The following is a 13917-nucleotide window of genomic DNA, read 5'->3' as shown; positions in this document are numbered from 1 at the left end:
ATGAATGTTATGATAATTCGCGGGCAGGCATTAATCTGTTTGCCGATCCGCAGACATTAATTTTACTGCGTACCACTTCTTTCATGGCATCCATACCGACACGCATGTAGTAACGGGGATCGTTACCCTGTGGATTTTCTGCAAACCAGGCTTTGACCGCATCGGCAAAGGCGATTTTCAGTTCGGTGGCGACGTTGACCTTACACACCCCCAGCTCAATGGTGCGGCGGACATATTCATCAGGTACATCGCTTGCGCCATGCAATACCAGTGGGATATCGACCACTTCACGAATTTCTGCCAGACGCTGGAAATCAATTTTCGGGGTTTTGGTATAGAGACCGTGCGCGGTGCCGATAGCGACGGCGAGACTGTCTACACCAGTACGTTCGACAAAACGTTTTGCTTCCTGAGGATCTGTCAGGAAAGCGCTTTCTGCATCCACGCTCATGTCATCTTCAACGCCACCCAGACGACCCAATTCAGCTTCAACGCTGCAATCTTTGGCGTGGCAAAAATCCACAACGGATTTCACCAGCTTCACGTTTTCTTCGAACGGGAAGTGGCTGCCGTCAATCATCGCGCTACGCACTCCAGCGTTCACCTTACGACGGATATCGTCCAGCGATTCGTGATGGTCAAGATGCAGTGCCAGAGGCATGTCATAGGTTGTGGAGTAGGCGTTGCATAGCGCGTAGATCTCTTCTAACGCAATATGCTTAAAGGTGCCTGGTGTTCCGGCGAGGATCACCGGCGATCGCATTTCATTACAGACTTCGAGGATAGCCTGGATCGTTTCGGCATTGTGGATGTTAAACGCAGGTACGGCATAGCCCTTTGCCTGGGCATCCTGCAGGAGGTATTTCGTAGAAATAATGCTCATGATGCGATCCTTTTAGCCGTTCCAGGAATGAATAACAACGCCCTGAACGACGCGGTTGACTGTACCGCTGGCAGAAGGCGTATCCGGTGTATTGCCGATACTGATGGATTGCGTCAGTGCGAACACCTGGGCATACATCAGGAAGCAGAAAGCGAGCTCCATATCGATAAAAGTGCGTGAAGGTGGCAATAGAATATGTGGACCGGCTTCAATAATGGCATCGGTCTCTGCGGCAATGGCCACAACGCGCAGTGCCTGTTGATCACGACGTAACTCTGCCAGCAAATCGAGATCGTACTGACGTGTATAGGGATGGCTGGAGACAAACACCACGACCAGCGTTTCGTTATCGACCAGTGATTTAGGACCATGGCGAAAACCGGTTGGCGAGTCATAGAATGCGGCCAGTTTACCCGCCGTGAGTTCCAAAACTTTCAACGCTGATTCACGTGCGGCACCTTGTAATCCACCGCTGCCGAGGTAAACGATCCGTTTCCACGGTTCGTTACCAAACACGCCGTGGCTAAAATCGCCCAGTGACGTCAGGATCGCCTGACAGCGATCGGCCACGTTGCGGAATGTCTGGCTGTTGATTTTCTCTGGAACAAATACCGCCAGACAACTGGCCATCATAGTGGTGATACTGCTGGTCATCGCGAAACCGCGATCGTGCGTTTCTGCGGGCATGAGCAGTGCAAACGCGTTATCGCTATCGGCCGCGTTTTGGTACAGGCTGCCCGCTTCGTTACAGGTGATTGAGAGGTGATAGCATTCAGGGACAAACTGATTCGCCAACTCAACTGCTGCAACACTTTCCGGGCTGTTACCCGACCGGGCAAAAGAGACCAACAGCAGCGGATGCGCTGGTGCCAAATAATCCATTGGATTGGTGACCAGATCGGTTGTCGGGATGGCGCTGATGTTCTTTCCGGTATGGCTGGCGAGCCATGGGGCAATAATGTCACCGATAAACGCGGAGGTTCCCGCTCCCGTCAGTACGATCCGCAGATCGCTTTTACGCAACAAGGGTGCGAGAAAACTGTCGATGGAGGATCGGATTTTTTCGATATTGCTGAGAGAGCGGATCCAGCTGGCGGGCTGCTGGCGAATTTCTTCTTCTGTCCAGGTGCCCGTTATCGCGCGAACAGGGGTGTAGGTTTCTGGCATAACTCAGTCCTTAGTCGTGTGAATTCCACATCAGACGCTGGCAAACTTGTCGCTATCTTTCGTTTCGTTTCACTTGTACATGTAATCAGTTGAATTAAATGTATAGAAAAGAAATTGAAAGTTCAAATGAATAAAAGGAAATAAAACGAAAATTGTGATCGTGCAAGAGTGTGGTTTTATTATCTTATTGATATATAAGATTTAAATTTGGAATCTTAGCGTATGGCGTTTGTTACTTCGAAAGGAAAAGAAAGGCCTTGCGGTGTTTAAGCGAAGGCCAATAGCATACACAGTGAAAGGTCTAGAGTGGGAACGTGCGGCCCTGGATCCAGATTTGTTGTAAATGCAGAGCGCTATCAAGGGCAATAATGCTGGCACGCTTGCCCGTTTTTAACGATCCTAGCTGGTGATCAATACCTAACAAGCGAGCAGGATGCAGTGAAGCCATATGGATAGCATCTTCTGGCGTACTTCCGGTGAATTCGACCATATTGCGAACGGCCGCATCAACGGACAGTGTACTGCCGGCCAGACCGCCAGAAGCGGTCCGTACGATACCGCCGCGCATATCTACCGTTTCGCCACACAGCGTATAGCGCCCATCGGGCATACCGGCGGCCTGCATTGCATCGGTGATTAGCACTATCCGATCTTTTGCACAGTTGCAGCACAGCGTCATGGCTGCCGGGTGGACGTGGTGTCCGTCGGCAATAAGCTCCAGCCATGCGCGCGGATCGGTTAACCCCGCGCCGACCATACCGGGTTCCCGATGATGCAGCCCTGTCATGCCGTTGTAGCAGTGCACTAACCCATTTGCACCGGCGTCAAAGGCGGCTCGGGTTTGTTCCCAGGTTGCAGCACTATGACCCAGCATCACCCTGACATCCTGTTGCCTGAGGTGCCGAATAGCCTGCAATGAGCCTGGTTTCTCTGGTGCCAGCGCCACCACGCGCAAAGTTTGCCGGGAAATTGCAATCAGCTCATCCAGCTCGTTAAGTTCCAGCTCCCGAAATAACTCAGGCGGGTGCGCGCCTTTATTCTGTGGCGTGAAATACGGTCCCTCCAGATAGCTGCCCAGCACTTGCGCACCGGGGCCACCTGAATGATAGCGATGGGCAATTCGTTGCAGTGCCCCGTGAATATCCTGCAATGGGGCGGTGACGGTAGTGGGCAGCCAGCTGGCTACCCCTTCACGTGCTTTGTGCATCGCCAGCTTGTCGAGTGAGTCTGCCGCTTCATCCATAACATCGACGCCACCCCCTCCGTGGACATGGGTGTCGATGTAAGCAGGGCACAGCAGGTCGGCATCACGCCCCATCACGCCAGAGGGGATAGGCTCAATCGTCGTGATAGTGCCTTCTTCTATACGTAATTGATGATCGTCCAACCAGCCCTGTCAGTCAGCAGACGTCTGGCGCGCAGCAGTTGTGTCATATCCCTTCCTCAACGGGGTGTTCCTCGCGACACCGTCCCAGCTCATCGACCAGGCTGGTCAGGCCGCGATGCCCGCACTCCAGTGCTTGTAGACGAAATTCTTCGCTGCTCAAGCCTTCACGCTCCAGCACCATCTCCAGCAGAAGCTGCAGATTGGTACCGGTGATCACTTCACTTCCTTGTTTTTGCATCGCCAGGGTAGACGCGACACGAAACGGAGTGCCACCCAGCAGGTCAGTCAGAAAAATGATATTTTCCTTAGCGTCCAGTTCACTCACCGCTTGTTCAAGTTGCGAAGTGAGCAAGGCGGTGGTTGAGGTTTCTGGAAAGTCGATGGCGATAAACTGAGACTGTTCCCCCAGAATCTGTTTCATCGCCTTTTCCATTCCGCTGGCAAACCCGCCATGACCCGTCAAAATAATACCTAACATCTACAGCCCCTTGTATTTACAGGAAATGACAGAATTTTCCGACTACGCCGAGCACCACAGTAATGGCGATAAGACGCAGAGGACTCCAGCCACGACGAACCAACCAGAACATGGTTAATGTGTAGACCAGTGGCAGGAAAGCCGGCATCAGTTTGTCAATAACATCCGTCTGCAGTTTTACCACCGCATCACCTGCGGTAATTTCCAACGTGGTGTTAAGGCGAACGTAAGTTGCAACCAGGGCGCCAATCACCGTCATCCCAACGATGGATGCCGCATGCCCAACCTTCTTGGTATTGGCCTTAATCAGTGGGATGGCCGCGACGCCCATCCGATACGCGTAGTGTGCCAGGCCAAAACGCAAACCAAGATGGACAACGTTGAACATAACAATAAACACGACTGCGCCAAGAATAGACCCCTGTAGCGCCAGGCTGGCTCCGATCCCTCCGCAAATGGGCAGCAGCGTTAACCAGAACATCGCATCCCCGATGCCCCCGAGCGGTGCGCCTACGGCAATCTTGGTACTTTGAATACTGTTCACGTCCTGCTTGGAGCGTTCCATCGCGAGGATGATGCCAATAACAAACGTCACCAGAAACGGATGGGTATTAAAGAACCCCATATGGCCTTTCATTGAACGCGCAAGATCGCGTTTATTGGTGTGAATCTTTTTCAGTGCGGGCAACAGACCGTACAGCCATCCTGATGCCTGCATACGTTCGTAGTTAAAAGATGCCTGTAGCAGCATGGAACGCCAGGCTACGCGGTTGATGTCTTTTTTTGTCAGCTCCGCCCCAATGTTCTGATCTTCATAGATGTTTTCATTGGTGCCGGTAAGCAGCGTATCTTCGGTATCGGAAACGTTCGGCAGAGCCGTTTGGTTAGATTCCATCTTCGAATTCCTCTTTTTGTGCTACCGGGGCTGTAGGTTCAGGTGATTTACGCAGAAAATCGATCAGCGCCATTGCCAGTGCGGCGGCGGCGATAGCCAGTACCGGGAGCTTGAGCCAGGCAGCGGCAACAAAACCCAGAATAAAATAGGGGATGTAGACGTTCTTCATCATGATTTTCAGCAGTACGGCAAAACCGATTGCTGGCATGATGCCGCCGGCGACGCCGAGGCCGTCAATCAGGCGTGTGGGTAGCACATCAATGGCGGTTTTGGCATGTTCCGCGCCAAAGTAAATCGGCAGGAAGGCGCATAAGAAGTAGAACGTCCCCAATGCCAGTAATGCCAGATAGTTCACCCGCTCAATTCCGGCTGTATCGGCATTCGCTGCCATCCGATCGCAGCGAGCCATAACACCCGACATCACGGAGAACAGGAAGGTAATCCCCATTTGAACCGCTACGGCGAATGGCACAGCCACACCAACGGCAACCTCTGGTTTTACGCCGGTCGTAATAGCAAATGTTGTTCCGACAATGGTCCCGATGATGACGTTTGGTGGCTGAGCACCCGCCAGTGGGGCCAGGCCCATCCACACCAGTTCCAGCGTACCACCGGTTAAAATACCGGTATGCAGATCGCCCAGTATCAGCCCGACCAGCGGTCCAAGAACCACCGGGCGGTGCATATGCGTTAACCCGTTGAACATATCCAGGCCTGCGATAAAGGCGAGAATACCCAACGCAAAAGCCTGCAACAGACTAATTTCCATTGTGAATTCCTCAGAGAAGTTTGAAGAGGTCCTGGGCGGGTTCGGTTGGTACGCCCTGAACGAAGCATTCCACGTCGGCGGCTTTCAGCCCGTTAAATGCCGTAATATCTGTAGCGTCTACAGAAACGGTTTTGGCGATTTGCTGCTTGCCGTTGGCGTAGTGCATATTGCCAACGTTGATGCGGTTAACCGGAACGCCGCCTTCAACCAGCCGTAAGAAGTCTGCGGGGGTTCTGCAGACCAGCAGAATTTTCTGACGATCGGCAGCACGGTGGATATTGTCGATCACTTTTTGCAGTGACCAGAAGCGCACGGCAATCCCTTCCGCGAGCACCATTTCCATCAGGTTTTGCTGAACCTGATCTTCAGCGACCTCATCATTGGCAACCAGAACCAGATTTGCCCCCGCAAATCCGACCCACTGCACACCGACCTGACCGTGAATTAAACGTTCGTCAATGCGACTTAATACAATGTTTGGCATAGTGTTTTTCTCTTTCTTTTTATGCGTTATGGGATGATGCGCCCTGGCAGGCACGGTGGTATTGCTGCAGTATGTCCTGAATATGGTTAATGATGAGTTCTCGTGGTGTGGCGTTGAGATCTCCCTCGCGCACTTTTACGTACTGCAACGGTAAATATTGGCTGATGAGCGGCAGCGGAATTGGCTCGTCTGCCAGGTTGCGTACCAGTCGGTCGAAGGCGTCATCAATCTGGCTGTCTGGCCAATAGTAACGAACCCGATCGGAGTAACTGTAACCTCGTGCCAGTCGACGTGCGTTGCCATCTCCGTGGTAATGGCTCTGCCAATATTCCGGGCGATCGAGCATCACGCTTTCCAGAACATGGCGTAGACCTGAGCAGGCCTTTGCTGGCAGTAATTCTTCTTCAATAGCGGCCAGTGAGAACAACGCTTCACGCAGGGCGAAGGTCAGGGCTGGGCCAACTTTCAGGATCGCAAAGTGATCTTTGACCAACTGGCGCAGTGACTGTGGTGTTTGATAATCGGTGGAATGCGCTTCAAAGACCAATGTGTCGTAGGCTTCTACCATCTTGCTTAAAGCAGCGGCTTTTTGCGGCTGATAATCAATAATATGTGTGTGGTCAAATTCAACGCCGGGTTGCACCACCAGTGCGATAATGCGTGGCCAGATGGCGTCCAGACCCTGTTTTTCAAACGCATGATGATGAGCTTCCAGCGTGGCACGTGCCGCGTCAGGTGTAGTAACTTCCAGCTCCGTTAACGTTTCGTGGGCACCGCCGGGAACCGGAACCTCCGTGCCGATCACGTAAACCAGATCGGACTCGCCAAAATGAGCCTTACAGGTTTCTTCGGCAACCTTCGCCAGGCGTGCCGCGCGTTCAGCGACGATGGCATCCGTTAATGGAACAGGATCGCCCTGGCAGGACATGCTGCAATCCAGGTGGATTTTTTTAAATCCTGCAGCCACGTAGCTTTTAATGAGGTCGTCAGCATTGGCCATTGCCTGCTCTGCGGGTAGGTTTTGCCAACGGTTTGGTCCGAGATGGTCCCCACCCAGAATTAGCATTTCCTGAGGAAAGTCAAAAGATTCTGCCAGGCGACAGACAAAACTGCGAAAATCGGCTGGAGTCATACCGGTATAGCCGCCAAACTGGTCAACCTGATTGGACGTTGCTTCTATCAGCAACGGTGTATGGTTTGCATGGGCGTAGCGTATTGCTGATTCCAGTACCAATGGATGCGCGGAACAAACGGCATAAATCCCGTTTGCTTTCCCCCGTTTATGCTGCTCCACCATTTTAGTTAGATGTTTCACTTTCCTCTCCAGGTCAGATTGCTGCGACATCAATCTTTCGTTTTGTTTCATTTGATACTGATCCAAGTTGCCATAAAAATAAAACGAAAGATTCTTGTTTTCCGATCTGTTTCACAAAAGAAACATAATGAAAGGTTTCAGCGGCGATTCTATCGCTATCTGAGCCGGTTGTAGTGCTTGCAATCCGGTAAAAGAAAGGCGTTAATAGGCAAAACGAAATGAAACGAAAGAATTAACTAAAGGATCTCTTATGAGCAATACCGATTCTGCAAGTAAGCGGGTAACAGGTACCAGCGAGCGGCGCGAGCAGATTATCCAGCGGTTGCGACAGCAAGGAAGCGTGCAGGTGAACGATCTTTCTGTTTTATTTGGCGTCTCTACGGTGACGATCCGCAACGATCTGGCGTTTCTGGAAAAGCAGGGTATTGCCGTTCGTGCCTATGGTGGGGCGCTGATCTGTGACAGCAATACGCCGGGCGTGGAGCCTTCTGTTGAAGATAAGAGCTCGCTGAATACGGCGGTTAAACGCAGTATCGCCAAGGCTGCCGCTGAAATGATCAAACCAGGGCATCGCGTGATCCTGGATTCCGGCACTACGACCTATGAAATTGCCCGTCTGATGCGCCAGCATACCGATGTGATTGCGATGACCAATGGGATGAATGTCGCCAGTGCCTTGTTGGAAGCTGAAGGTGTCGAGCTGCTGATGACCGGTGGACATCTGCGTCGTCAGTCGCTGTCTTTTTATGGTGATCAGGCCGAGCAGTCTCTGCAGAATTACCACTTCGACATGCTGTTTCTTGGTGTTGATGCTATTGATTTAGAACGCGGTGTGAGTACGCACAATGAAGACGAAGCCCGGCTTAACCGTCGGATGTGCGAAGTGGCTGAGCGGATTATCGTGGTGACTGATTCCAGCAAATTCAATCGCTCCAGCCTGCATAAAATCATTGATACACAACGTATTCATACCATCATTGTGGATGAAGGTATTCCAGCGGAATGTCTACAAGAATTACACCGTAGCGGCGTCGAAGTGATCATTGTTCAGTGATGGCAGGGACAAATTCAGCAGTAGTGATGCCTATTCAGTTACAGACACAGGGCTGCTAATCGTTGAAATGCCGGATAGCAGCGCTAAAGCGCCTTATCCGGCCTACGGGACAGGGCGCTTATAGGCCGGAAAAATGCTCAGCCAGAGAAAATCAGGTCACCGGTGCCGGGTTAAACACCGCCAGCTGGTTGTGCAGTCCCCACTGATCCGAGAAGGTTTTCTTACGTCCGCTCGCCACGTCGAGAATGAACTCGAGCAGCTTCAGACCGACATCTTCAATGGTTTCCTCACCGGTAGCGATGGTTCCGGCATTGATATCCATCAGATCAAACCAACGGTTGGCCAGTTCGGTGCGTGTTGCCATTTTAATCACTGGAACTGCCATCAGACCGTACGGTGTACCGCGACCGGTGGTGAACACCTGCACGGTGATCCCGGACGCGACCTGCTGCGTGCCGCATACAAAGTCGCTGGCAGGCGTTGCCGCGTAAATCAGGCCGCGTTTGGTCGGACGCTGGCCCGGCGATAACACTTCCACAATGGCGCTCTTACCCGATTTGGCAATGGAGCCCAGCGCTTTTTCGACCACGTTAGCCAGACCGCCTTTCTTGTTGCCCGGAGAGGGGTTAGCGCTGCGGTCGGTTTGTCCCAAATCCAGGTAATTATCGTACCAGGCCATCTCTTCGAGCAGGCGCTTGCCCACTTCTTCATTGATGGCGCGCGGCGTTAACAGGTGGATGGCGTCACGCACTTCGGTCACTTCTGAAAACATCACGGTGGCACCGCAGCGCACCAACAGATCGGACGCGTAGCCCACTGCCGGGTTAGCGGTGACGCCAGAAAACGCATCGCTGCCGCCGCACTGCATGCCGACCACCAGTTCAGAGGCCGGGCAGGTTTCTCGCTGACGCTGGTTGAGTTTTACCAGATGGCGCTCGGCAACCTGCAAAATGTCTTCAACCATCGATTTGAAGCCTACGTGTTTTTCATCCTGCAGGCTGACAATGCTGGCGCTGTCTACCGGGATGCTTTTCACATCGTGCGTGCCTTCTAACAGGCGTTCCGGCTGGAGTTTTTCGCAGCCGAGTCCGATAACCATCACTTCGCCACCGAAGTTGGGGTTCAGGGCAATGTTATGGATGGTACGAATTGGCACGATAGCGGCCGGTGCATTGATGGCTACACCGCAACCATACAGATGGTTCAGCCCCACTACGCCGTCAACGTTCGGGTATTTGGGCAGCAGATCGCGTTCAATGATTTTCACCACATAATCCACCACGCCCGCTACGCAGTGTACGCTGGTGGAGATGCCGAGCAGGTTCTTGGTGCCCACGCTGCCGTCGGCATTGCGGTAGCCTTCGAAGGTGTAGCCTTCAAGAGGAGGAAGCGGCTCCGGTACTTTGGTTGCCAGCGGCAGCGTCTCCAGCGGCGGGGCTTTGGGCAGCTCAACCATTGACTCATCAATCCAACTACCGCGTGCGATGTCGCGAACGGCGTAACCGATCACTTCACCATAGCGCACGATTTCGCCGTGAACAGCAATATCCGTTAGCGCCACTTTATGACCCTGGGGAATATGTTCAATCAGCGCCAGTCCGTCCGGGAAACGTGTCCCGGCTTTCAGACCATTGTCATTGACAATAATCGCCACATTATCAGTGTCGTGAACTTTAATATAAAACGCCGTGGGCGATTCTTGTCTAATTTCGATGTCGGCCATTGTCCAGTATTCTCCAGCCAGGTGGTGATAATAGATATATATCGAATCTAATTATAAGTAATAAAGACTCAGTGTCGTGGAATAAGAATGTCAGGAGTTTTAATTTAAGAATGTGAGCGAGATCACTTAAACTTAGAAACGCCACGCCACCAAGGGTATCAATACGTAAATGTGTGCATCAGCGCCCATGGTTATGTGCATATGCATAAAATAATATTTTAATATTATGCTTTTAATGAGCGTTTGCACAATGATTAACAACGCTGCGCTGATTATACTGAATCACGGTTTAATAGCGACTGATAAATATAAGTGTATTTTATCTTACGGTAATTTATCAGCGTAAACATCCTTCAAAATAATAATAAAAATCTTTTTGTACCTGAGGTAAATAGAATGATACTGGATACGGTTGTAGAGAAAAAGAAAGGTACGCACACCCGATATTTAATACTGCTGATAATATTTATTGTCACTGCCGTAAACTATGCAGACCGCGCGACGTTGTCTATTGCCGGTACTGAAGTGGCCAAAGAGTTGCAGCTCAGCGCCATATCAATGGGTTACATTTTCTCCGCCTTCGGCTGGGCCTATTTGCTGATGCAAATTCCCGGCGGCTGGCTGCTCGACAAGTTTGGTTCGAAGAAAGTCTATACCTACAGTCTTTTCTTCTGGTCGCTGTTTACCTTCCTGCAGGGTTTTGTCGATATGTTCCCGCTGGCCTGGGCGGGGATCTCCATGTTTATCATGCGGTTTATGCTGGGCTTCTCGGAAGCGCCTTCCTTCCCGGCTAACGCCCGTATTGTTGCGGCCTGGTTCCCGACCAAAGAGCGTGGCACGGCCTCTGCGATTTTTAACTCCGCGCAGTATTTCTCACTGGCGCTGTTTTCACCGTTGCTGGGCTGGCTGACCTTCGCCTGGGGCTGGGAACACGTCTTTACCGTGATGGGCGTGATTGGCTTTGTGCTGACCGGACTGTGGGTAAAACTGATCCATAACCCTACCGATCACCCACGGATGTCGCAGGAAGAGCTGAAGTTTATCTCGGATAACGGCGCGGTAGTGGATATGGACCACAAGAAGCCGGGTGGTGCTGCGGCGAGCGGTCCGAAACTGCATTACATCAAGCAACTGCTGACAAACCGCATGATGCTGGGGGTGTTCTTTGGACAGTATTTTATCAACACCATCACCTGGTTCTTCCTGACCTGGTTCCCTATCTACCTGGTGCAGGAAAAAGGTATGTCGATCCTGAAAGTCGGCCTGGTCGCGTCTATTCCGGCACTGTGTGGATTTGCTGGTGGTGTACTGGGCGGCGTGTTCTCGGATTACCTGATTAAACGCGGCGCCAGCATCACCCTGGCGCGTAAGCTGCCGATCGTGCTCGGAATGCTGCTCGCCTCAACCATTATCCTGTGCAATTACACGGATAATACCACCTTCGTAGTGGCGCTGATGGCGCTGGCGTTCTTCGGTAAAGGTTTTGGCGCGCTGGGTTGGCCGGTGATTTCCGATACCGCCCCGAAAGAGATTGTGGGTCTGTGCGGTGGCGTGTTTAACGTATTTGGTAACGTGGCTTCTATCGTAACCCCGCTGGTGATTGGTTACCTGGTGAGCGAGCTGCACTCATTTAATGCTGCGCTGGTGTTTGTAGGGTGCTCGGCGCTGATGGCGATGGTTTGCTACCTGTTTATTGTCGGTGACATTAAACGTATGGAATTGCAGAAATAAACAAAGGTATAGGCGATGAATAACACGATTTTCCCAAACAAATTTAAAGCGGCACTTGCGGCGCATCAGGTTCAGATTGGCTGCTGGTCCGCGCTGGCAAGCCCGATCAGTACCGAAGTATTAGGCCTGGCCGGTTTTGACTGGCTGGTGCTGGACGGTGAACATGCGCCAAACGATATCTCGACGTTTATCCCACAGCTGATGGCGCTGAAAGGCAGTTCCAGCGCGCCGGTTGTACGTGTGCCGACAAACGAGCCGGTGATCATCAAGCGTCTGCTGGATATTGGTTTCTATAACTTCCTGATTCCGTTTGTTGAGACCGAAGAAGATGCGGTGAACGCCGTGGCGTCTACCCGCTATCCGCCGGAAGGTATTCGCGGCGTATCGGTTTCTCACCGCGCCAATATGTTTGGCACAGTGCCGGACTACTTCGCACAGTCAAATAAAAACATCACCATCATCGTGCAGATCGAAAGTCAGCAGGGTGTTGATAACGTGGATGCGATTGCCGCAACCGAAGGCGTGGACGGTATTTTCGTCGGCCCAAGCGACCTGGCCGCCGCGTTAGGCCACCTGGGTAATGCCTCCCATCCGGAAGTGCAAAAGGCGATTCAGCACATCTTTGCGGTCGCGAAAAAGCACGGTAAGCCAAGCGGCATTCTGGCACCGGTTGATGCAGATGCCCGTCGCTATCTGGACTGGGGCGCGACGTTTGTTGCCGTCGGTAGCGATCTCGGCGTGTTCCGTTCAGCGACGCAAAAACTGGCTGATTCTTTTAAGAAATAACCACCATCGACAGTATAGAGAGATAAAGACATGACAATGAAAGTAGGTTTTATTGGCCTCGGTATTATGGGTAAACCAATGAGTAAAAACCTCCTCAAGGCAGGTTACTCGCTGGTGGTTGCTGACCGTAACCCAGAAGCGATTGCGGAAGTCATCGCCGCAGGCGCAGAAACCGCTACCACGGCGAAAGCCATTGCTGAACAGTGCGATGTGATTATCACCATGCTGCCGAATTCTCCACACGTAAAAGAAGTGGCGTTGGGCGAAGGCGGTATCATCGAAGGCGCGAAGCCGGGCACCGTTCTGATCGACATGAGTTCAATCGCCCCGTTAGCCAGTCGTGAAATCAGCGATGCGCTGAAAGCGAAAGGCGTGGATATGCTGGATGCACCGGTGAGTGGCGGCGAACCGAAGGCAATTGATGGCACGTTGTCGGTGATGGTTGGTGGTGATAAAGCGATTTTCGACAAGTACTACGACCTGCTGAAAGCGATGGCGGGTTCTGTGGTGCATACCGGCGACATTGGCGCGGGTAACGTCACTAAGCTGGCAAACCAGGTGATCGTGGCGCTGAATATTGCGGCGATGTCTGAAGCGCTGACCCTGGCGACCAAAGCGGGTGTGAACCCGGATCTGGTGTATCAGGCTATTCGCGGCGGACTGGCGGGCAGCACCGTGCTGGATGCCAAAGCGCCGATGGTGATGGACCGTAACTTTAAACCGGGTTTCCGTATTGACCTGCACATCAAAGATCTGGCGAATGCGCTGGATACCTCACACGGCGTGGGTGCACAGCTGCCGCTGACTGCAGCGGTAATGGAAATGATGCAGGCGCTGCGCGCTGATGGGCTGGGAACGGCTGACCACAGTGCGTTGGCATGCTACTACGAAAAACTGGCGAAAGTGGAAGTCACTCGCTAACAAGAAGGGCGCGACTGCGCGCCCTGTAATTCTTGCCTCGCGCGGCACTGTCAGGCTACATAACTATGAAAATCGTAATTGCCCCAGACTCTTATAAAGAAAGCCTTTCTGCCACCGAGGTAGCGCAGGCGATAGAAAAAGGATTTCGGGAAATTTTTCCCGATGCGCACTATGTTTCTGTTCCGGTCGCCGATGGCGGCGAAGGGACCGTTGAAGCGATGATTGCCGCCACGCAGGGAACGGAACATTTCGCGTGGGTAACGGGACCGTTGGGCGAAAAAGTGAATGCCAGCTGGGGCATGTCCGGAGACGGTAACACCGCGT

13 protein-coding genes and 1 pseudogene are annotated in these 13917 nt (G+C 52.4%); 5 read left to right on the top strand and 9 right to left on the bottom strand.

What is annotated here, in order from left to right; all coding sequences use genetic code 11:
- Positions 1-7 precede the first annotated feature (7 nt).
- The 8 genes and pseudogenes from kbaY to kbaZ all read right to left on the bottom strand — a co-directional run bounded on the left by kbaY (position 8) and on the right by kbaZ (position 7408).
- A complete protein-coding gene (gene kbaY / locus FDX01_RS17095; protein ID WP_115257410.1) occupies positions 8-883 on the bottom strand; it encodes a tagatose-bisphosphate aldolase subunit KbaY in 876 nt (291 codons plus the stop codon).
- 12 nt (positions 884-895) lie between these two features.
- Positions 896-2050, bottom strand: a complete 1155-nt coding sequence (locus FDX01_RS17090; RefSeq protein WP_117342723.1) for an AgaS family sugar isomerase — start codon at positions 2048-2050, stop codon at positions 896-898.
- Positions 2051-2351: 301 nt separating this feature from the next.
- Positions 2352-3484 (bottom strand): annotated as a pseudogene (gene nagA, locus FDX01_RS17085) (N-acetylglucosamine-6-phosphate deacetylase).
- Complete coding sequence (gene agaF, locus FDX01_RS17080; RefSeq protein ID WP_115257413.1) at positions 3481-3915, bottom strand: PTS galactosamine/N-acetylgalactosamine transporter subunit IIA; 435 nt, start codon at positions 3913-3915, stop codon at positions 3481-3483. The pseudogene nagA and the gene agaF overlap by 4 nt, the downstream one beginning before the upstream one ends.
- Before the next feature lie 16 nt (positions 3916-3931).
- On the bottom strand, positions 3932-4810 hold the full coding sequence (agaE, locus tag FDX01_RS17075; RefSeq protein WP_115257414.1) for a PTS N-acetylgalactosamine transporter subunit IID: 879 nt from the start codon (positions 4808-4810) through the stop codon (positions 3932-3934).
- Positions 4800-5579 (bottom strand): PTS N-acetylgalactosamine transporter subunit IIC, encoded by a 780-nt coding sequence (agaW, locus tag FDX01_RS17070; RefSeq protein WP_115257415.1) that lies wholly within the window; start codon positions 5577-5579, stop codon positions 4800-4802. The genes agaE and agaW overlap by 11 nt, the downstream gene beginning before the upstream one ends.
- A 10-nt stretch (positions 5580-5589) precedes the next feature.
- Positions 5590-6063, bottom strand: a complete 474-nt coding sequence (gene agaV, locus FDX01_RS17065; RefSeq protein WP_137400193.1) for a PTS N-acetylgalactosamine transporter subunit IIB — start codon at positions 6061-6063, stop codon at positions 5590-5592.
- Positions 6064-6082: 19 nt separating this feature from the next.
- A complete protein-coding gene (gene kbaZ, locus FDX01_RS17060; protein WP_137400192.1) occupies positions 6083-7408 on the bottom strand; it encodes a tagatose-bisphosphate aldolase subunit KbaZ in 1326 nt (441 codons plus the stop codon).
- Between the two features lie 220 nt (positions 7409-7628).
- Between kbaZ and FDX01_RS17055 the strand changes: the two genes are divergently transcribed.
- Positions 7629-8432, top strand: a complete 804-nt coding sequence (locus FDX01_RS17055) for a DeoR family transcriptional regulator (protein WP_115257418.1) — start codon at positions 7629-7631, stop codon at positions 8430-8432.
- A gap of 151 nt (positions 8433-8583) precedes the next feature.
- Here FDX01_RS17055 and garD read toward each other — a convergent pair whose 3' ends face one another.
- On the bottom strand, positions 8584-10155 hold the full coding sequence (gene garD, locus FDX01_RS17050; protein WP_137400191.1) for a galactarate dehydratase: 1572 nt from the start codon (positions 10153-10155) through the stop codon (positions 8584-8586).
- Positions 10156-10551: 396 nt separating this feature from the next.
- Between garD and garP the strand changes: the two genes are divergently transcribed.
- From garP to FDX01_RS23925, 4 genes are all read left to right on the top strand, one after another.
- Positions 10552-11886: a galactarate/glucarate/glycerate transporter GarP gene (gene garP, locus FDX01_RS17040; RefSeq protein ID WP_096755558.1), complete on the top strand. Its 1335-nt coding sequence runs from the start codon at positions 10552-10554 to the stop codon at positions 11884-11886.
- Between the two features lie 15 nt (positions 11887-11901).
- Positions 11902-12672, top strand: a complete 771-nt coding sequence (garL, locus tag FDX01_RS17035) for a 2-dehydro-3-deoxyglucarate aldolase (RefSeq protein ID WP_117342718.1) — start codon at positions 11902-11904, stop codon at positions 12670-12672.
- Positions 12673-12702: 30 nt separating this feature from the next.
- Positions 12703-13593, top strand: coding sequence for a 2-hydroxy-3-oxopropionate reductase (gene garR / locus FDX01_RS17030; protein ID WP_096755560.1), 891 nt, complete (start codon positions 12703-12705; stop codon positions 13591-13593).
- Positions 13594-13658: 65 nt separating this feature from the next.
- Positions 13659-13917 (top strand): glycerate kinase (locus FDX01_RS23925; RefSeq protein ID WP_249361006.1); only part of this gene is annotated, 259 nt, incomplete at its 3' end.

This window comes from Citrobacter sp. wls613 (assembly GCF_005281195.1).
Classification (GTDB): domain Bacteria; phylum Pseudomonadota; class Gammaproteobacteria; order Enterobacterales; family Enterobacteriaceae; genus Citrobacter; species Citrobacter gillenii.
Note: the sequence above shows the minus strand (reverse complement) of the source record. Positions and strands in the feature narration are given on the sequence as shown.

Coding starts and splice junctions, on each gene's coding strand:
- kbaY (WP_115257410.1), bottom strand. CDS start 883: ATGAGCATTATTTCTACGAAATACCTCCTGCAGGATGCCCAGGCAAAG.
- FDX01_RS17090 (WP_117342723.1), bottom strand. CDS start 2,050: ATGCCAGAAACCTACACCCCTGTTCGCGCGATAACGGGCACCTGGACA.
- agaF (WP_115257413.1), bottom strand. CDS start 3,915: ATGTTAGGTATTATTTTGACGGGTCATGGCGGGTTTGCCAGCGGAATG.
- agaE (WP_115257414.1), bottom strand. CDS start 4,810: ATGGAATCTAACCAAACGGCTCTGCCGAACGTTTCCGATACCGAAGAT.
- agaW (WP_115257415.1), bottom strand. CDS start 5,579: ATGGAAATTAGTCTGTTGCAGGCTTTTGCGTTGGGTATTCTCGCCTTT.
- agaV (WP_137400193.1), bottom strand. CDS start 6,063: ATGCCAAACATTGTATTAAGTCGCATTGACGAACGTTTAATTCACGGT.
- kbaZ (WP_137400192.1), bottom strand. CDS start 7,408: ATGTCGCAGCAATCTGACCTGGAGAGGAAAGTGAAACATCTAACTAAA.
- FDX01_RS17055 (WP_115257418.1), top strand. CDS start 7,629: ATGAGCAATACCGATTCTGCAAGTAAGCGGGTAACAGGTACCAGCGAG.
- garD (WP_137400191.1), bottom strand. CDS start 10,155: ATGGCCGACATCGAAATTAGACAAGAATCGCCCACGGCGTTTTATATT.
- garP (WP_096755558.1), top strand. CDS start 10,552: ATGATACTGGATACGGTTGTAGAGAAAAAGAAAGGTACGCACACCCGA.
- garL (WP_117342718.1), top strand. CDS start 11,902: ATGAATAACACGATTTTCCCAAACAAATTTAAAGCGGCACTTGCGGCG.
- garR (WP_096755560.1), top strand. CDS start 12,703: ATGACAATGAAAGTAGGTTTTATTGGCCTCGGTATTATGGGTAAACCA.